Raw genomic sequence first — 19,741 nt, forward strand, 5'->3', positions numbered from 1 at the left:
CCATCCCACCAAATTAAGATACAATATATACTCCAAGGGGGCTTTTATGGGGTAAAGCAATGTCTTCTACAATTAGTGTAAATCTACCGCTGTCGTCTTACGAAATTGCGATCGCACCGGGAAGTTTGGATAACCTCGGCGATTATATGAATCGTTTGCAGTTGGGGAAAAAGGTATTATTAGTTTCTAACCCGACGGTTTTTAAACACTATGGAGAAAGAGTTTTAAGTTCCCTTAAAGCTTCTGGCTTCGATGTCTGTAGCTGTATTTTGCCCGATGGCGAACAGTATAAAAATTTGGATTCGATACAAAAAATATACGGCACGGCTCTGGAAAATCGCGTAGAACGTTCTTCCACAATGATAGCTTTGGGAGGCGGAGTAATTGGGGATATGACGGGTTTCGCTGCGGCTACTTGGCTGCGAGGAATTAACTTTGTACAGGTGCCGACTTCACTTTTAGCAATGGTGGATGCTTCGGTGGGCGGTAAAACTGGCGTTAACCATCCCCAGGGAAAAAACTTGATTGGTGCTTTTCATCAACCGCGCTTAGTATTAATTGATCCAGAAGTGCTGAAAACTCTGCCAGAAAGAGAATTACGTGCCGGAATGGCAGAAGTAATTAAGTACGGAGTGATTTGGGATGCTGATTTGTTCGCAAAAATGGAAAATTGCCTTCGCCTTGATCAAATGGAATATTTGATGGCTCCTGTTTCTGGTGGAGAAAACTCATTAATTGACTATATATTAATTCGCTCTTGTCAAGCAAAAGCTGATGTAGTTAGTAAAGATGAGAAAGAAGCCGGATTACGAGCAATTCTCAATTATGGACACACCATTGCTCATGCTGTAGAAAGTTTGACAGGTTATAGTGTAGTTAATCACGGTGAAGCAGTTGCGATCGGTATGGTAGCAGCAGGAGAGATTGCCGCGAAACTAGGAATGTGGCAGTCTTCGGAAGTGCAAAGACAAAATATCTTGATTGAAAAAGCGGGTTTACCAACAAAATTACCAGCAGGGTTAGATATTGCAGAGATAATTGAGTCGTTGCAATTGGATAAGAAAGTCAAGGCGGGTAAAGTAAGGTTTATATTACCAACGCAGATTGGTGCAGTGACAATTACTGATGAAGTACCATCAGAAGTTATTCGTGAGGTGTTGCAGGAAATGACTTGAGGATGGGGTTAATAATTCACCACATTAATTATCATGGCTTGTAGTTGAGATGCACGCTCTTAATTTACAGCCATAAAAGCTGCTACTAACCCATCATAATTAATCACATAACTAGTAAATGTATTTACAAATAGCAAATTAACTTTTAATAACATCTACCGGATAAGCATCAAATTTTTTGTCCCGCGAAATAATTTTCATCTTTTCACAAACTGCCTGAGCAATTATAATTCTGTCAAAAGGATCGTGATGATGCAATAGACATCTCCGAAAAAGAATGTAGAGACGCGAAATTTCGCGTCTCTACAAGGTTTCTGGATGACGCATAATTAATTTCCACCAGATGTCTAATGGTAATTTTTCTATATAAACAGCGTGAGAAATATTAATAGCTAAAGAATGAAAGTCTTTTTGCTCAATTTGTGCTTCTAAATCATCAGGAGCATTCAGTTTACCGATTTGTTTTTTAATTGCTATTCCCAAGCAGAAGCAGCGCTAACAAAGATGAAATTATCTGGATTTGTTATCACTTCTTTAGCTTTTTCAGAAAGAGTTTTATCGTTAGCTAACCACCAAATTAAAGTATGAGTATCGAGAAGGAATTTCAAACTGATTCCTCCCCAGTAAAACCCGCAAGGATTTCAGGAGATAATTCATCATCAAAATCATCAGACATTGTGACTTTACCTTCCCATCCTCCAGGAATTCTCAGCTCTTTCTTTTCTTGATAGGGAATCATTCTAATTGCAGGTTTTCCTGCTTTGGCAATAATCACCTCTTCCCCTGCTAAAACAGCTTCAATTAGTTTAGAAAGATTAGTCTTAGCTTCGTGGATATTAGTTATTTTCATTTTTTTTACTTAGCTAAACTTAGTTTATTTTAATGATGATTCCGATAAAAAGTCATAAGTACTTGTGCCAACATTTAATTTACCATTTTGTTGGGGTAGGGTTGGGGGGCAACAGGCAGTAAATCAAACCTCCTAACTTTTTTGCCGCCGCGTAAAAACATATACTACAAAAAATACTTCTACGGACATAGGGCATTAGTAAAAAATAATTCTTATACTCAAAAACAGTGAGAACATTTTGTACTCAGTGCATGATAAGGGTTTGAGATTAACATAAGATAAATAAATACGTAAAAATCCGTAAAATCGAGATGAAAAAATGAATGATTAAACGTCCTCAAGTTATTTATTCATAAGGAATTCCGGAAATTGAAGGTATTGTCCGAAAACCTAAATAATGGAGTGACTAAGTAACCATCTCATGACTAACTACATGATTGGAAAGGTACTGCAAGAGCGTTACCAAATTGTTCAAAGCTTAGGTGCAGGTGTATTTGGACAAACATATATCTCAGTGGATATCGAACATCCACACAATCCCAAGCGTGTTGTTAAGCAACTCAAGGTTACAAGTTCGCAACCTAGTTACTTACAAGACTTGAGATTGCGTTTTCTGACGGAAACTCGTACTCTCAAGCATTTGGGAAATCACAAACAAATTCCTCAGTTAATTTCTTGTTTTGAAGAAAACGAACGTTTTTATTTGGTACAAGAATTTATTGAAGGACATTCCTTGAGTGCGGAATTACCTCTGAATCAAAATCCAGAGTTTTTCTGGGGTGAAAATGCAGTTGTTGGCTTTTTAAAAGATGTCTTAAATATTCTGGAATACGTTCATTCACAAGGTGTAATTCACTGCGACGTTAAGCCAGAAAATTTAATTAGACGTGCAAAAGATGGCAAATTAGTATTAATTGATTTTGGTTCCATCCAACCAGTTGATTTTGGTGGAGACGAAGTATTACCTATTTATACAATTCCCGTTACTTCTTTGGGTTATATCCCACCAGAACAATTTATTGGTAAAACTCAACCAAACAGCGATATTTATGCTTTGGGGATGATTGCTATTCAGGCTTTAACAGGATTAACACCACTACAATTAAAAAAACATCCATCAAATAATGAAACATTATGGCGCAGTCGAGATACCGCAGTTAGTGATTATCTTGCTGCTGTCATTAGTAAAATGATTCGTTACGACTCTCAACAACGTTTTCAAACTGCAAAAGATGTACTGCAAGTTCTTAAGCAAATACCTTCAGGTGCAGGTTCTCAAATTATTGATGTAGAGTATAGTGTTTTCTCCGATTATCCTCAAAATGATGGCTATAAGATAAATACTAAGTTATCTGAAAATAAAGGTTCATCTCCTTTATTAACGGGAATGAAAGTTGGGTTAGCTGCTAATTCGATGATTATCGGATTTGGTGCTTATTCTATAGTGAATCATACTCCCGCATCTCAAGGAAATGAAGCTTTATCTCAAGCAAAGAAAGAATATGAATCGGGAGATTTACAAAGTGCGATCGCGCTGGCAAAATCTATTCCTTCAGATAGCAATGTTTATCCAGAAGCTCAAGCTACAATTGGTGAATGGCAACAGCAATGGCAAGTTGCTGCCCAAAAATACGAAGCTGCTAAAATAGCTTTTAAAGAAAGCCGTTGGACGGATGTAATTCTTAGTGCAGCGAATATTCCCAATATTGAATATTGGCAAACAAAAACAGATAGATTAGTTAAGCAAGCCCAGATTTCTATTGAAGCACAAAAAGAGGAATATCTTGCTAAAGCTTATGAAAAAGCCGCAGAAAAAGATTTTAATAGTGCTTTACATTTCCTCCGTCAAATTCCCAGGGAATCGAATGATGCTAACTTAGTACAACAAAAGTTTGCTGAATACGAGCAAAAGCAGCTTGTAAGAGCGACTTTCCTTTTACAACAAGCTTACAACCAAGCAGAATTAGGTAAGTTTGATGATGCGATTGATTTTGTGCAAAAGATTCCCAAAGATACACCTACTTATGCTAAAGCTCAAGTTAAATTAGCTGAATATAACAGCAAAAAGCGGCTTGTCGCTCAATTAGATAAAGCTGCTGACTCGGAACTCAATTCTGCAATAGGCAACACAGACTCGTTTATTAACAGCACAACTACCACTAAAATCAAAGATTTACAAATCCAAACTGATTTACAGGAAATAAATATTCAATAATTTGATTGAATAAAAGTAATTGTGTTATTGGGGAGCGTTAACTGTGTTGCGCTTCTACAAAACTTTTTTAGTAGAATGTCCTGATTTCTTTTCCAGAATCTCTTTGACTACCAACGTTACTAATGCTAACATTGCCAAAATCAACGCAGCTGAAAATGCAGCTTCCGTTTGATACTGTTTGTAAGCATCTTCAATAAACAATGGTAAACTCTGAGTTAGACCACCGATATTTCCTGACACTACAGAAACCGCACCAAACTCACCCATAGCCCTAGCATTAGTCAACAGTACACCGTACAATAAACCCCAACGGACATTGGGAATTGTCACACGCCAAAAAATTTGCCAGCCATTTGCACCCAGGGTTTGTGCCGCTTCTTCTTGTTCTTTACCAATTTCATCTAACACCGGAATTACTTCCCGTGCGACAAAGGGCATACTGACAAAAGCGGTTGCTAAAACCATTCCTGGTAGAGCAAAAATAATTCTCATATCATTCTCTACTAACCAAGCACCAAACCAACCATTGCGTCCATAAAGTAACACAATCATCAAGCCGACAACTACAGGTGAAATCGAAAAAGGTAGGTCAATCACACTCAAAATAACAGCTCTACCAGGAATTTTTCCACGGGTAAGCGCCCAAGCTGCACAAAGACCAAATACGGTATTCACGGGTACAGTAATTAATGCCAGTATCAAAGTCAACCAAGCAGCATGGAGAAAATTTGGTTCAGTCAAGTTAGCCAAAAATGGCCCCACTCCACTTTTAAAAGCTTGGAAAAATACATTCGCAGTGGGAATATAAATCACCAAAGATAAATAAAGCAGTGCGATCGCAATCAATACTTTGGGAACCCAACTTTTCTGTTGATTCTGTTGCAATTTATTTTCAGAACTACTTTTGGTCATATCTTCTTCCCCAAGCTTGTAAAAGGTTAATAGCAAGTAATAACACCAAGGAAATTATCAGCATCACAACACCGATAACCGTCGCACCAGTATAGTCATACTGTTCCAAACGTTGGAAAATCAATATCGGCGCAATCAAATCCACAAATGGCGTATTCGAGGCAATAATTACCGTCGAACCAAACTCCCCGACAGCACGGGAAAATCCCAAAGCCACACCAGTCAAAATTGCAGGCAATAAAGGCGGTAAAATTACTCTTATAAATGTCTGTAATTGATTCGCACCCAAACTCCAAGCAGCTTCCTCCATTTCTTTTTCCATTTCTTGTAGTACAGGTTGTACAGCCCGCACCACAAAGGAAAGGGAAATAAACGTCATGGCAACTGCCACACCTAAACGGGTAAAGGATATTTTAATCCCAAAAGGTACAAATAACGAACCAATCCAACCATTCTCGCTATACACAGTCGCCAATGTTAAACCTGCTACTGCTGTTGGTAGAGCAAATGGTAAATCGATGGAAGCATCAATCAGCTTTTTTAAGGGAAAGTCATAGCGAACTATTACCCAAGCTAACAGAGTTCCAAACACCCCATTGATTGATGCACTCGCGAGGGCTGTTGTGAATGTGACATCGTAAGCAGACAGAGCGATTGGACTGGTAGCAATTCGCCAAAAATCAGCCGGGGATTCTTCCGCAGCTTTAAAAAACATCGCAGCTATCGGTATAATCAGCATTACTGCTAAATACACAAAGCTAATTCGCCATGCCCAGCTGTCTCCAATCAATGCACGGAGATATTTCCGCCAAGCGGGTTGTCGAGTCCGAAATCTTTGATTAGGTGATGATGATATTGCCATTCAATTTTAGATTTTAAATTTTAGATTGTACATCTATTTCCTAGTTCCTTACCTTGTTACAAGGAACAAGTTAAAATTCATCAAATTAACTACTAAGTAGTTAGGCGTAATTAAATGTAAGATCAAACCTCACCCCTTCCCCTCTCCAAGGCATCGGAGAGGGGTAAGGTTTTATATTTAATTTGCCCACTTACTTTGTTCTCTTAGCTTGAATTTGGTCGAAAATTGCTCCATCCTCGAAGAATTTCTGCTGCACTTCATCCCATCCACCGTAATCTTGAACTTTCGCTAAGTTCTGGACTGCGGGATACTTTTCTTTATACTCCTTGTTTTGAGCTACACTTTCATTGACGGGACGGAATCCCACTTTAGCAAATTCTTCCTGGGCTTCTGGTGTAAATAAGTACTTCAAAAATGCTTCTGTAACTTCCCGGTTGCCATGTCTATCTACGTTTTTATCAACTACAGCAATGGGATTGTCGATGGAAATATTGACCAATGGTACTGAATAGGATATTTTTTCGCCCTTTTGCCCTGCCAGAATCAACTCGTTTTCATAGTTAATTAAAGCATCACCTTGACCCTGTTTGAAAAATGCATCCGTTGCTTCACGGGCATCTCTTGTCAGAATTGGTACGTTACTATAAGCTTGCGCGAGAAATTCTGTAGCTTTGGTTTCATCGGCTCCGGCTTTGATAGCAGAGTTCCACAAAGCTAATAAATTCCATCGAGCTACTCCAGAGGTTTTGGGGTCAGCAGTGATAAAAGATACTCCATCTTTAGCTAAATCTGCCCAATTGTTAATGTCTTTGGGATTTCCTTCTCGTGTTACCAAGGCTGCAACAGAACTAGTAACAATACCGTTGTTGGGTACTTCTTGTTCCCAGCCTGGTTGAATCAACCCGGCTTCTTCAATCCTGCTGGTGTCTAGAGCTAGTGCTAAGTGAACGATATCAGCTGGTAAACCATCAATCACACCACGAGTTTGACTTCCTGAAGCACCATAACTGGTTCTGATGCTAACGTTTTGATTCTGTTCCTTTTTCCACTTTTCCCTGAACTTAGGAATTATTTGATCGTAAGCTGCTCTGGTGACGGTGAAAGAAACTAGGGTAATTGCGACATCTTTTTTATTCGCAGATACTAGGTTTGCATCTGTTCTGATTTGGGAGTTTCCGTTACCACTACAACCAGCGATCGCCAGGCTTAATACTGTTCCCACTAAGAATAAAGATAGGAAGCTTTTCAAGGAGTTTGATCTAAAGCCTTTGTGTTGATTGACAAATTTTAATAACCTTCGCAAACGCTGCCATAAGCTCATTCTTTGTTTCTCCTTCTCAATCTACGGTTACTAGATGCAATTTTCGTATTTTTTAACTATGGTCAGATTACACAGAAGTGGGTAAAATATCAAGGGATAATCTACATTATATTGGTAGATAATATGTTGATTCTATGATCAATTGGTTTTCTGGGATTATTTCTAACTTGATCGGTCATCGATAGAAGTTTTTGAGGTAAAATCAACCAGTCACCACAAAGTATGGTATGTCTAGGTTGCAACTGGGTGTTATTAAGTGTAATTACGGTTAATTGCTTTGTTGCTGTAGATGTGAATTTACAGAATTGTGCTTATGGAACTGTCAAGTAAATTACAATATGCGCTTCTAGCCCTTTTAGAACTGGCAAGTTCTTATGAGAGTGGTCAACCTCTGCAAATTCAACAAATAGCAGATGCTCAAAATATACCAAAAAGATATTTAGAACAATTGCTAGCCACACTGAGACGCGGTGGCTTAATCAAGAGTACGCGGGGCGTTAAGGGTGGATATGTTTTGGCGCGGGAACCTCGTCAAATTACTGTTTTGGATGCACTTAGTTGCATCGAAGGACAAGAAGCACTTTTCCCTAGTGTCAATGCTACTTCTGAAACGGTAGATGGTAAGGTAATTCAAGGTGTGTGGCAAGATGGGCTTGAGGCACTGTTTAAAGTTTTGCAAGAGCATTCTTTAGCAGATTTGTGTGAATTGCGACACCAACATTTACCAATCCAGTTGATGTACTACATTTAAAACAGCAATATTTAGTCGCCAAATCTTCACAAGGATAACCGGGTTTACCATATTTTTGATCAACCCGGTTAATTTATATATTTTTAATAAGTGGGTGTGCAAAATTATTTGTGTCATTGCTCACGAGGGGCGTTCGCGTAGCGTGTCCGTCAGGACTCAGCAATCCCAAAGTCTTGCGATGAACCGCACTAACCCGGGTGAATGCGTCGTTCCACTATCTCCCTCCGGGAGACGCTTCGCTAAGGTTCCACTCGCAATGACAAATATACAATTTATTTTGCCTAAGTACTTATTTATTATTTATTTACAGCATATTTCATCTTTATGAGGCAGATTCGGACGGGGAGGGATGACCATTCCACCCATTGCTTTATATATAGCAATCCTAAATGACTTGTGAGAAATTTATGTATAATCTGGCGGTTAAAACCGCTACTACACCTTCCTAAGTCCACCTGCGTGGACTCTATAAAACAACCCGCGCACCATCCGGGTTTTGCCTGTGTAGCCAAGGCAGCGCGCAGAAGGGGGGGTCTCCCCCATGAGCGACTGCCGTGCGACTTTTAGTCGCCAGGAGTGATTTAAATGTAACCTCTATTCCTAACTTTTAATCTACGTATTTTCTCACATCTCAATTCGGATTGCTATATAATGCTATAGCTAAAAAATAATTAAATAATTAAATCACAATATTTCACTTTGGGTTACAAAATGAAATATTGCGATTTATTTTCAAACTGCTAAGCTACACTTTAATCTTTTGCAGTTGCTATAAGTAGCTTAATATCCAACAATGTGAAGTACGTCACGGACTACGCTATAACCAGCCAAATCCCAAAGTAAGTAAGCAAGAAAACCAATCATTGCTAAACGTCCATTCCATAATTCTGCTTGAGGATTAAAGCCAAAAAGAAAAGCATTGCGGTCTTTGCCGTTATATGCTGGTGCTACTGGTGGTAAATCGGTTTGTGTTGGAGTTGCCATAATTTTTATTTGTGATTTATTTGTGATTATTTGTTTGCGGTTGAATTTGTTTGTTGTCTCCAATGTAACGATTCGTAACAAAATCTGTCTCTACCTAAAGGAATAAATACTTTACATTTATTCATACAGAGAAATATCCCATTAGATGGTGAGAAAGCTTTTGTGAACCGAATTTGTTAACAAAGCATGACTTTTCAGTTGCTTAGCCATGGGAATTTGTTGATTGCGATCGGCGTTCACGTTCGGGTGCGGTTTAGCCGATACCCGAAGGTGTATCCCATGGCGAGTAATGAAACAGAAATAAGCTGTATTATCCTTTCACGGCTTTTTAAAGGGCTTTAAAGTTGTAATTATTTAAGTACAACACAGAAAATAGCTTGCTTAATTAATTATAAGTAGTAGGTGATTGCAAAAAAACTTCTATCTAACGCTGGAGGTAGTTGAAGCAACTTTTCTCACTAGAGAGAGATGCTTTAAAGGTGTATATTGCCTGATTCTAGGCTCAAGAGCTGGGTATTGCATGAATCAAAAAAGTTGATGAAGTGATTATTTTCAGTTTTTGTTTTCCCCACACCAAAAGTTAGCCTAGAGGAAGTTATTAGGATGATTGAAAGTACGCACATTATGCCCTTGTTGTCTAGGTCTATAACTTGGATAGCTCAGGCTCCGATTATAGTAGAACCACCAGGAAGATTAACGCCAGCAGAAGCTTCGGTTGCTTTTTCCGGACCGAGGTTTTTTATCGCTTTGATTTCCGGTATTATCTTAGCTTTCGCGATTCAACTGGTGTTAACAAATTTTGCGGTGGCTGCTGGTATTTCTTATTTGGGTCATTCATCGGATTTGGACTCAAATAATAATAATAATACTAACAACCAAGATGGAAGTTTAGGTAGCACAATTAGTAAAATTGGTACCGCTGTCGGTATTGGGACGCTGGTTTCGGTAACACTTTCCCTGTTTATTGCTTGTTTTCTTGCGGTGAAACTCAGCCTACTGGCATTAGATTTAGGTTTGGGTGCAATTTTGGGTTTAGTAATTTGGGCTGCGTACTTTTGTCTGCTGGTGTGGGTTAGTTCGACTACAGTGGGTTCCTTAATCGGAAATGTTGTGAACACTGCAACTTCTGGATTCCAGGCGATAATGGGAACCGCTATGGCTGCACTGGGAGCAAAAGCTGTTAATAGACAAGTAGTAGCCACAGCAGAAGCCGCAGCGTCAGCAGTGCGTCACGAGATAGGTAGCGCGATTGATCCTGAAAGTATCCGGGAAAATTTAGAAGATTATTTAGATACGGTGCGTCCTAAAGATTTGGATGTCCAGTCTATACGCAAAGAATTTGAAAGTTTATTGAGAGATGCATCACTGCAATCGGTTGCAGGTGCGGCGGAGTTGCGTAACATTGATAAGCAAAAGTTTGTAGAATTAGTTAGCAGTCGTACTGACCTTTCCAAGAAAGAAGTTAGACGCATTGCTGATACATTATATGATGTTTGGAAGCAGACGGTAGGTTCTCAACAAGGTGGTTCTGGCGGTACTGGAAACGGTTTGAGCGAATTAGTTGACTATCTAAAAACTGTGACACCAGGACAGAGTAAAACTGATGAACTCGAAGCTAAGTTAGACCGAGTTATCAATGAAATGCGTTCCCAGAAGCAACAGACTCGGGATGTACAAGAACAATCGGTGAGTCCGTTGCAGTTAACGATGCAACAAGCTTTAACTAGTCTTGCTGGTATAGTCATGGGAAGAACTGACCTTTCCGACTTGGATGTAGAAAAGATTATCAGCAGCATTACTAAAGCTAAAGATAAAGCCACCGAACAAGCAGATAAAATGGGTCTTCCTACCCCACAGACTTACAGTACGGTTCGTGCTGATGTTGAGAATTATCTGCATAATACCTATGCTTGGCAGTTGAGCAACGATAAAGTTGAGCAGGAATTCCGCGATGTAATTTACGATTCCGCAGCAGATCCAGGTACGGTACGTCGGGAATTGGAAAAGCTCGATCGCAGTGATTTTGTAGAAATCCTCAAACAGCGGGGTTTATTAACTCAAGGGGAAATTAAAAAAATCGCTGACAGGTTAGAAGCAGTTCGTAAAGGTGTCTTGGTACAAGTAAGGGCTGAGGAAGAGAAAGAAATCATCCAAGATTTACAGCGTCGGGTAGAAAGCTATTTGTTAGTAAATCCTAAATCAAACTTTACTGCGGAACATTTGCACCAGGATTTTAAGCCGATTTTGGCAGATTCCGACGCAGATTATGAAACGTTGGCAATTCGTTTGTCTAGATTTGACCGGGGACAAATGCGTTCGATACTGGTACAGCGTAATGATATTAATTCCGCAGAAATTGACCCAATCCTTGATGAGTTAGAAAACCAGCGCGACCAAGCTTTGATTGAGTCTAAAGGGCTTGCAGATCAAGCCAAGTATCAAGCAGAAAGTTTATGGTTGAATTTAGAATCATATCTGCGAAATACTGGCAAATCAGAACTTAATCCTGATGCGATTCGCGGTGAATTGAAAACTTTGTTACAACACCCCCAAGCGGGAATGTCAGCAATTCAGGCGCGATTGGCGCGTTTTGATCGCGATACTTTGGTACAATTGCTCAACCAACGTCAAGATTTGACCGAAGAGCAAATCAATGAAAATATAGATGCTATCGAACAATCTTGGAATAGCGTTCGTCATGCACCAGGACAAATTGTCGATAAAGCCAAAGCAGAATACGATCATGTAACCACCACAATTGCTGATTATCTGCGGAACACGGGTAAATCGGAACTTAATCCCGAAGGTATTCAGCGAGACTTCAACAAACTATTTGAAAATCCCCAAGAAGGCGCGATCGCATTACGTCGGAGACTGTCACAAATTGATAGAGATACTTTAGTAAAACTACTGACTCAACGGCAAGATTTGAGCGAAGATGAAGTTAACCAAGTCATTGATTCGGTACAATCATCAATTCGTCAAACCATCGGTGCGCCGCGTCGTTTTGTTACTCGCACCCAAGAAAGAGTTCAAGACTTCCAAACATATTTAGAAGAATACCTCCGTCAAACTGGGAAACAAGAACTCAATCCAGAAGGTATCAAACGCGATTTGAATTTATTATTGAACGATCCACGAGTCGGAATGGATAGTTTAGGCGATCGCCTTTCTAAATTTGACCGTTCTACCATCGTTGCTTTATTGCAAATTCGCGGAGATATGAGCAATGAAGAAGCGGAGCAAATTGCTGATAATATTATGTCAGTGCGCGAGCAATTTGTGACTCAAATTAGAAATATTCAGCGGCGGATTCAAGATACAATAGATGGCATATTCGAGAGAATTCGTAATTATCTCAACTCCTTGGAACGTCCTGAACTGAATTATGACGGCATCAAGCGTGATGTTCGTCAACTGTTTTACGATCCTCAAGCCGGATTTGACGCATTGCGGGGTAGATTGTCATCTTTCAACCGGGATACCTATGTAGCGTTGATGAGTTCCCGCGATGATATTTCAGAGGAAGACGCAAATAAAGTCATCGATCAAATTGAGAATGCACGTAATACAGTATTGCGAAGAGCAGAAAGAATTCAAGAAGAAGCACAGCGACGTTTGGAAGAAGTTAAATACCAAGCCCAAAAACAAGCTGAAGAAACCCGAAAAGCAGCAGCATCAGCCGCTTGGTGGTTATTTGGAACAGCAGTCGTATCCGCAATCTTTTCTGCAATTGGAGGAGCTTTAGCGGTAGCGAGTAATGTACCTTTAGATTAATTTAACGCAAGTCGGGTTTTTAAGATAAATATCCATAACACAAGACAATGATTATAAAAACCCGACTTCTTACCTCACTCACAGTTCTAAATAATTTAAATAATTAAATAATTTAAATTGTCTTCGCTAAATTATTAAACCTCTGGTTATGGGAGGTTTTTTCTTATATTATGTGCAACACAAAACTTACTCAAAACAAGCAAAGCTCTTCAACTATAACTTGATTTGATGTTTGCTTCCTGTTTCTTCCCAGTCCGACGACGGATAGCTTGTCCGCAGGCGTAAATTCCGCGTTTGCCACACGTATTTGATCATGGGGGGCATTTTTTAAATTAATCGCCGCGTTGAAATCACGCTTTGAAAGGGAGCTCTTAGTAGGGAGTAGGCTTGGGGGGAGGTGTACGCAGTTGATGATGGCTACTTATTATTTTTGAAAGTCTGTTTCTTCAATTATTTCCAAAGCATAGAAAAGAGCAGCATCTGCATCGGTAAGCGTGGTACTACCCTTTTCCATCAATCGCTTATTGATAACTCTCCAAGCATTTGGATGATGTTCCCTAAGCTTGTTTAATTGCTCGAAAACTGAGCGGCAGTCGTTGTAAAGGTCTTGTTTATTTTCCATGATATTATTATCGAATTATAAAATAAAGGGAATAGGGAATAATAACTAATCATCCGGACATAATATAATTAATACCAGACAATTGTCATCAAAACCTAACTTCTTTGCGAGCGTAGCTGTTTTTAAATCCAAAATTTATAAAATACTCAGATAAGTTTGCTCAGAATTCATCGGTAAAACTCTTAATTTACGGTTTTTCAAATCTGGTTCCAAACCTAAAACTTCCATGGGTGTTACACCTAATAAAGCAAAGGAAACCTCTGTAAGTTCTAAACAATCAAAAGTACCTCGACGATTTTCTACACACAAATCAACATCTCGAAAAATGCGTCCCTTTTGAACTCCAGCGCTTGTTTCTACCCTTGCTTCTCCTCCTTCAACTAAACCTAATTGATTAATTACAGCAGAAGGTAAACATAATAAAGTAGCTCCCGTATCTACTAAAACATCAGTTAAAATAATTGTCCGTACTTCTTCAGGGGAAATAAAACCTCGATAGGCTAAAACTTGGTCAATTCTATTGGTAACGCTAAGAGTAGTAATTACTTGCCCTATTTGTTTACCCTGAAGATTTGGCATTATCAGTTTACCCATATTTATCTACCTTTATTCCATTCTTCAATTTGAGAAACTGATAAACTCGTTAATCTTGCGATTTCTTCTACCGTCATACCTTGCTCCAATAGATTGATGGCAACCTGTCTTAATTGAGATTCTGCAAGTTCTGCTCGTTGTCTTTCTTGTTCGGCACGTTGTCTTTCTTGTTCGGCACGTTGTCTTTCTTGTTCGGCGATATCATCAGAAGTTGGTAATAACTCACCTTCTAGTGTTATCCAACGTAACCAAATTGCTTCAATACCTTTATAAATTCCTTGCCAACGTGTTAAAGCTAAACCTAAAGATTGACTTACTAATTGATTTTGAGTATTTACAGTTATAGTTTGATATACTCCATGTTGCAAAGAAAAACCAGCCCAATCATCAGGATTAAAAGGGTCAAACCAATAATATTCAGGTACACGTAACTGGTTTTGATAAATTAATTTTTTATCATTTTTATCTCGTAAAGCAGTACTTTCAGATAATAATTCAATAACTACATCGGGTGCTTTTCCTTCTTCCCAAACCACCCAAGAAAGACGTTCTTTTTTCGGTACTCCTAACACCGTAAAAAAATCAGGTCCCCGGAAATCTTGGGTTTTGATTTGTGTCAAGCTGAAATACACAAACATATTGCCACCCACATACCCATCATTTCGCGTCGCCAACCACGGTGATAAAGTATCAATGAGCATATCCATCTGAAGTTTATGTCGTTGAGTTTCCATTGGGACACCATCATCATAGGGTAGTTCGTATTGGGTTGGGGGCGGTGTTAAACTAATTTCAGATACAGTTTGTGACATGGCTACAAGCAAAGAAGAGAATTCATCACACCTTTATTCTATTTTGGATTTTAGATTTTGGATTTTGGATTAATCTGAGAGAGAAGTCGGGTTTTTAGATTAAATATCTTTTACGCAAGACAATCATCGTAAAAACCCGAATTCTTTTCCCACGAAGAGAAGTCGGGTTTATCAGAGAAACCCGACTTCTTTTTTCAAAACTTAATCCTTAATCATCAAAGCTTCATTATTACCATCCAAACCACACCAATTAATAAACCCACACCATGAGCTAGATAACCCGTACCCATGGGATTGACACCACCGGGAATATTTAAACTACCAATACCGTAAAATAATTGTTGTACAAACCACCAAAAAGCATAGAAAAAAGCTGGTAATTCTACAGGGATATACAAAATTACCAGTGGTAGAATTGAGTCTATTTTCACTTTGGGGAACTTATAAATATAGGCTCCTAAAACAGATGCGATCGCACCATTAGCACCAATCAAAGGTACCGTTAATCCAGGTTCCGCAAAAACTTGGACTATCCCTGTCAAAAATCCGCAAAATAGATAAAATAATAAAAAACGTCCACTACCAATGATTTTCTCCAAAGTATTGCCAAAAACCCACAAAAATATTAAATTACCGACAATTTGGCTATAACTACCATGAATAAACATCCCGGAAAGAATTGATAACAAACGCCAGAAAACAATTAACCAAGCTGCCGGATTTCCTGCTATTGCGCTACTAAAAGCCGTGGTAATTTGTTGGGGAATCAGCCCCCAGTTATTCACAAAACTAGCTAATTCACCACCAAATTCTAATTTTACTTCCCATAAAAATAAAGCAATATTTATTCCAATTAAAAACCAAACAACTAAAGGTTTTTTGTTAGTCGAAAGAAAAATTTTATCGCCAATTGGTATCATAAAGTAATTTTAGATTTTAAATATTAGATTTTAGATTGAAACAGTGAGGATTTAGCTGTTACGAGATGAAAAATAATCTAATAATAACTATTAACTGATCACTGATTACTGCTCACTGTTAACTGGATAAAAATGTTGGGAAATACACTTGTTGGAAGATACCAAATAATTAGTAATTTGGGAGGAGGGGGATTTGGGGAAACTTTTGTAGCTTGCGATACTCATTTACCTGGTTCACCTAAATGTGTTGTCAAAAAACTTAAACCTCAAGCAACTGATCCTGTTACATTAGAAACAGCAAGACGTTTATTTGATACAGAAGCAAAAGTTTTATATAAGTTAGGGAGACACGAACATATTCCCCAACTTTTAGCTTATTTTGAGGAAAATCAACAATTTTATTTGGTACAGGAATATATTCAAGGTCATGATTTAAATGAAGAAATCAAACCTGGAAAACCCATAAGTGAAGACCAAGTTATTTCCCTTTTACAAGAGATACTAGAAATTTTAGAATTTGTCCATCAGCAAAAAGTCATTCATCGGGATATTAATCCGCGAAATATTCTCAGACAAGAGAAAGATGGTAAATTAGTTTTAATTGATTTTGGTGCGGTGAAACAAATTACGACTCAAGTTGTTTCCACCACAAATCAAACTAAATTTACAGTAGCGATTGGGACTCCTGGATACATTCCTAGCGAACAAGCACAGGGTGAACCAAGATTTAGTAGTGATATTTATGCTTTGGGGATAATAATTATTAGTGCAATCACGGGGTTATCAAATGAACAGTTAGAAAAAGATGACGATACGAATGAAATAGTCTGGCAAAAATACGCTACAGTTAGTCCGGAATTTGCGGAAATTGTCGATACAATGGTACGTTATGATTTTAGAGTGCGTTATAGTTCGGCTACTCAAGCATTGCAGGCTTTAAAAAGTCTAAATAAACCATCTTCTCGCACAATGGTGTTAAATATTGCACCATTACCTGCAAAACCCAAGCCTCGAAAAAAGATAAAAGTAAAGAATGTTATTATTAAAGCTTTGACAGCGATGCTGTTAACCGGAATTGGAGCAACTGCATCGATATTTATTATTAATACGATTAATTCTGCTAATGCTGGTGAATTATATAAAAAAGCCAATACATTCTATGAGTTACAGCGGTATCAAGATGCACTTTCTAACTACCAAAAAGCCATAGAAATTCAACCGGAATACGCTCAAGCATGGAATGGAAAAGGTAAAGTTTTGTATGAATTGAATTCCTATCAAGAAGCACTTTTAGCATACGATAAAGCGATTCAAATTGTGCCGGATTACCAAGAATCGTGGAGTGGTAGAGGTTTTGTTTTAAATAAATTGCAGCGATTTCAAGAAGCAATTTCCTCTTTTGACAAAGCGTTGACATTAGAGTCAGAAGCTCCTGAAGTTTGGAATGGGAAGGGAGAGGCTTTAAGTAATTTGAAAAGATATGAAGAAGCGATAAAATCCTACGATAAAGCAGTAGAATTACAACCAGAATATGAACAAGCTTGGTATAACAAAGCTTGGGCTTTATATAGTTTGAGACGCTATGAAGATGCTCTTTCTACTTATGAAAAAGTTCTCCAGTTAAATCCAAATAGCGAGCGAGCTTGGTACAATAGCGGTAATGCTTTGGTTAATTTGAATCGAAATAACGACGCTATTAAAGCTTACTCTAGGGCAATAGAGTATAAACCGAATTTTTATCAAGCTTGGTTATCCAGAGGTAATATACTGATAAGTTTGCGACGTTATCCCGAAGCTATCGAATCTTTTAAAGAAGTATTGAAATATCAACCTAATAATTATGATGCATTATACTCTCAAGGTTGGGCATTGCATCAAATTCAACGTTACGAAGAAGCCGTTGCAGCTTATGATAAAGCTGTTGCAGTACGGCAAAATGATTTTAAAGTATGGTATAACCGTGGGAATTCCCTTTACAATTTACAAAAATATCAGGAAGCAATTTTAGCTTATAATCGCGCAATTCGCTACAAAAAAGACCATGCAGAAAGTTGGTATAGTAAAGGTAATGCGTTAGTTAATTTGGAACAATATCAAGAAGCAATAATTTCTTATGATACCGCTATTAAATATAATCCAGATTATAGCGAAGCAGTTAAAGCTAGTAAGAAGGTACAGGAAATATTAGAAGATAAAGAAAAGGAGAAAGATAAAGATAGAAGTTCGAGGTTTTGGAATTTTTGGCGAGGATAATGATTATTAAAAAAAACCTTACTAGACAAGGCAGTGCGTTGCGGTGAATCAGTTGATGGGGTCGGTTTCCGTCCCATCAAACTGATGAACCCGAAGGGAGGCTCCCTCCGTTGTAGCAACTGCCGCGCAGAGAACGCTGAGTAAAGATGTAGTTGAGGTATTTTTTTTAAGTCTCTACATTCCTGATGTAGAGACTTGAGAATTAGGAAGTTTTTTAATTTGTTAATAGTTAATCAGCAATTACATATTCAAAAAAGTGATTAGCTGTTGTTTTATTAATACAGAAAAGAATCGTTAAATAGATAAATCCGAACATCATCAAAGATTTGATAAAATTCATGTTTAATATCTCCGCAGTTAATTTACATTGTTTGTGATGACATTAATTAACTAGGGATAGATAAATTTGATTATGCACCCCAGGAGAATTTTGGATTGGAAGTTAGGAGTGAAGAGTTAGGAGTTAGGAGTTGGAAGTTAGGAGTTGGAAGTTAGGAGTTAGAATTTATTAACCCAAGTTGCTAGTTATGCGAGCGCCAGGGCTAAGCGCTGATATATAAGGTATATAAGGTCAGTATTCATGCGGAAAATCCTCTCCAAGAAGAAAAAACGGATAGGAATATGCTCAACGAAATAATTAGTGTTTATGCTATCACTGATGACTTGCTAAAAGCGATTGGACATAGTGAAGATTGTCGTTTTAGACTAATCTATAGTTTTAGACCTCTACAGCGGTTGCGCGTAGCGCAACCGCACACCTTTTCATCTGCCTTTTTTGGCGAATCCAGAGTGCGAAGCACTCGGAGTCTTGTAACCCGCAACTTGGGTTATTACCCATCCCCCCATCTCCACGACTTGTATAGAGCAATCGTGATATATTCTAGATATGACCAGAGTCATGACTAGGGACACGATGAAAACAATTTCCAAAAGTAAACTAAAAAGTAAACTACTAGAGTTCTTGCGTCTTGTAGAGTCAGGGGAAGAAATTGTAGTAACCGATAGGGGAAAACCAGTGGTGAAAATTTCTAAATACGGCGGTGATTCACCGTCAACAGAAGAGTTGTTTGGACAAATGCGCGGTAAAGTCAAGTATTTTGAGGATTTAACAACTTCAACAACTGAGGAATGGAGCGAATTTTGAAAATTGTCCTTGATACTTGCGCTTTGATTTGGTGGAGCATAGATCCAGATAAACTTTCTCAAGCTGCAACAGAAGCCTGTAAGCAAATGGAGACTAATAAAAATGGTATTGTTCCATCCATTTGTATCTGGGAAATCGCCATCAAAATCAAAAATCGAAAACTAGATTTAGGAGTCGATCTTAACGAATATGTCGCCTCTTTGAAAAAATCTAATGTTATACGTATTGTCCCTATCAATGAAGATTTGTGGTTAGAAAGTGTCAAATTAGAATGGGTTCATCGAGATCCAGTCGATCGAGTTGTTGTAGCATTAGCCAGTAGTAATCAAGCTTCAATTATTACAGCAGATCGGGAAATCAGAAAATTTTACCCTGGAGTTATTTGGTAAATTAAGATAATCAGTTAGGAGTTAGGAGTTAGGAGTTAGGAGTTAGGAGTTAGGAGTTAGGAGTTAAGAGTTAGGAGTTAGGAGTTAAGAGTTGTAGAGACGTAGCAATGCTACGTCTGTACGGGAGTTAGGAGTTAGGAGTTAGGAGTTAAGAGTTAGG

Annotated in this window: 18 protein-coding genes; 7 read left to right on the forward strand and 11 right to left on the reverse strand. The window is 38.3% G+C overall.

Annotated elements, in window-relative coordinates:
• Positions 1–59: 59 nt before the first annotated feature.
• On the forward strand, positions 60–1,175 hold the full coding sequence (aroB, locus tag IQ247_RS25005; protein ID WP_193924103.1) for a 3-dehydroquinate synthase: 1,116 nt from the start codon (positions 60–62) through the stop codon (positions 1,173–1,175).
• A 303-nt stretch (positions 1,176–1,478) separates the two neighbouring features.
• On the opposite strand, the gene IQ247_RS32810 is transcribed toward aroB, so the two are convergent.
• The 3 genes from IQ247_RS32810 to IQ247_RS25015 are packed head-to-tail and all read right to left on the reverse strand — an operon-like array spanning position 1,479 to position 2,025.
• Positions 1,479–1,658, reverse strand: a complete 180-nt coding sequence (locus tag IQ247_RS32810) for a PIN domain-containing protein (RefSeq protein ID WP_228060015.1) — start codon at positions 1,656–1,658, stop codon at positions 1,479–1,481.
• Complete coding sequence (locus IQ247_RS33245) at positions 1,649–1,783, reverse strand: type II toxin-antitoxin system VapC family toxin (protein WP_265579709.1); 135 nt, start codon at positions 1,781–1,783, stop codon at positions 1,649–1,651. Before IQ247_RS33245 ends, IQ247_RS32810 begins: the two co-directional genes overlap by 10 nt.
• Positions 1,780–2,025: a type II toxin-antitoxin system Phd/YefM family antitoxin gene (locus IQ247_RS25015; protein WP_193924105.1), complete on the reverse strand. Its 246-nt coding sequence runs from the start codon at positions 2,023–2,025 to the stop codon at positions 1,780–1,782. Before IQ247_RS25015 ends, IQ247_RS33245 begins: the two co-directional genes overlap by 4 nt.
• Before the next feature lie 421 nt (positions 2,026–2,446).
• Here IQ247_RS25015 and IQ247_RS25020 point away from each other — a divergent pair, with 421 nt between their 5' ends.
• Positions 2,447–4,240, forward strand: a complete 1,794-nt coding sequence (locus IQ247_RS25020) for a serine/threonine-protein kinase (protein ID WP_193924107.1) — start codon at positions 2,447–2,449, stop codon at positions 4,238–4,240.
• Between the two features lie 54 nt (positions 4,241–4,294).
• Here the strand turns inward: IQ247_RS25020 and cysW are convergent, their stop codons facing one another.
• The 3 genes from cysW to IQ247_RS25035 form a co-directional block, all read right to left on the reverse strand.
• The gene (cysW, locus tag IQ247_RS25025) at positions 4,295–5,152 is read right to left on the reverse strand and encodes a sulfate ABC transporter permease subunit CysW (protein ID WP_193924108.1); all 858 of its coding nucleotides are present in this window, start codon (positions 5,150–5,152) and stop codon (positions 4,295–4,297) included.
• Complete coding sequence (gene cysT / locus IQ247_RS25030; protein WP_193924110.1) at positions 5,139–6,014, reverse strand: sulfate ABC transporter permease subunit CysT; 876 nt, start codon at positions 6,012–6,014, stop codon at positions 5,139–5,141. The genes cysW and cysT overlap by 14 nt, the downstream gene beginning before the upstream one ends.
• Positions 6,015–6,204: 190 nt before the next feature.
• Entirely contained in the window at positions 6,205–7,335 is a 1,131-nt protein-coding gene (locus IQ247_RS25035) for a sulfate ABC transporter substrate-binding protein (RefSeq protein WP_193924112.1), read from the reverse strand.
• A gap of 313 nt (positions 7,336–7,648) precedes the next feature.
• On the opposite strand from IQ247_RS25035, the gene IQ247_RS25040 reads away from it, so the two are divergent.
• A complete protein-coding gene (locus IQ247_RS25040) occupies positions 7,649–8,086 on the forward strand; it encodes an RrF2 family transcriptional regulator (protein WP_193924114.1) in 438 nt (145 codons plus the stop codon).
• A gap of 780 nt (positions 8,087–8,866) precedes the next feature.
• On the opposite strand, the gene IQ247_RS25045 is transcribed toward IQ247_RS25040, so the two are convergent.
• The gene (locus IQ247_RS25045; RefSeq protein WP_193924115.1) at positions 8,867–9,070 is read right to left on the reverse strand and encodes a chlorophyll a/b-binding protein; all 204 of its coding nucleotides are present in this window, start codon (positions 9,068–9,070) and stop codon (positions 8,867–8,869) included.
• 603 nt (positions 9,071–9,673) lie between these two features.
• On the opposite strand from IQ247_RS25045, the gene IQ247_RS25050 reads away from it, so the two are divergent.
• Positions 9,674–12,847: a rhoptry family protein gene (locus IQ247_RS25050; protein ID WP_193924117.1), complete on the forward strand. Its 3,174-nt coding sequence runs from the start codon at positions 9,674–9,676 to the stop codon at positions 12,845–12,847.
• A 424-nt stretch (positions 12,848–13,271) separates the two neighbouring features.
• Here the strand turns inward: IQ247_RS25050 and IQ247_RS25055 are convergent, their stop codons facing one another.
• The 4 genes from IQ247_RS25055 to IQ247_RS25070 all read right to left on the reverse strand — a co-directional run bounded on the left by IQ247_RS25055 (position 13,272) and on the right by IQ247_RS25070 (position 15,795).
• Positions 13,272–13,469, reverse strand: coding sequence for a hypothetical protein (locus IQ247_RS25055; protein ID WP_193924118.1), 198 nt, complete (start codon positions 13,467–13,469; stop codon positions 13,272–13,274).
• Positions 13,470–13,604: 135 nt separating this feature from the next.
• Complete coding sequence (locus IQ247_RS25060; protein WP_193924120.1) at positions 13,605–14,063, reverse strand: pepsin/retropepsin-like aspartic protease family protein; 459 nt, start codon at positions 14,061–14,063, stop codon at positions 13,605–13,607.
• A 2-nt stretch (positions 14,064–14,065) separates the two neighbouring features.
• Positions 14,066–14,875: a Uma2 family endonuclease gene (locus IQ247_RS25065; RefSeq protein ID WP_193924121.1), complete on the reverse strand. Its 810-nt coding sequence runs from the start codon at positions 14,873–14,875 to the stop codon at positions 14,066–14,068.
• Positions 14,876–15,090: 215 nt separating this feature from the next.
• Positions 15,091–15,795, reverse strand: coding sequence for a rhomboid family intramembrane serine protease (locus IQ247_RS25070; RefSeq protein ID WP_193924123.1), 705 nt, complete (start codon positions 15,793–15,795; stop codon positions 15,091–15,093).
• 132 nt (positions 15,796–15,927) lie between these two features.
• Between IQ247_RS25070 and IQ247_RS25075 the strand changes: the two genes are divergently transcribed.
• The 3 genes from IQ247_RS25075 (at position 15,928) to IQ247_RS25085 (ending at position 19,581) form a co-directional block, all read left to right on the forward strand.
• Complete coding sequence (locus IQ247_RS25075; RefSeq protein WP_193924125.1) at positions 15,928–18,048, forward strand: serine/threonine-protein kinase; 2,121 nt, start codon at positions 15,928–15,930, stop codon at positions 18,046–18,048.
• 913 nt (positions 18,049–18,961) lie between these two features.
• A complete protein-coding gene (locus IQ247_RS25080; protein ID WP_193924126.1) occupies positions 18,962–19,192 on the forward strand; it encodes a type II toxin-antitoxin system Phd/YefM family antitoxin in 231 nt (76 codons plus the stop codon).
• Positions 19,177–19,581, forward strand: a complete 405-nt coding sequence (locus tag IQ247_RS25085) for a type II toxin-antitoxin system VapC family toxin (protein WP_228060016.1) — start codon at positions 19,177–19,179, stop codon at positions 19,579–19,581. Before IQ247_RS25080 ends, IQ247_RS25085 begins: the two co-directional genes overlap by 16 nt.
• The last annotated feature ends 160 nt before the right edge of the window (positions 19,582–19,741 follow it).

The sequence above is a fragment of the Plectonema cf. radiosum LEGE 06105 genome, assembly GCF_015207665.1.
Lineage (GTDB): Bacteria > Cyanobacteriota > Cyanobacteriia > Cyanobacteriales > Nostocaceae > Rivularia > Rivularia radiosa_A.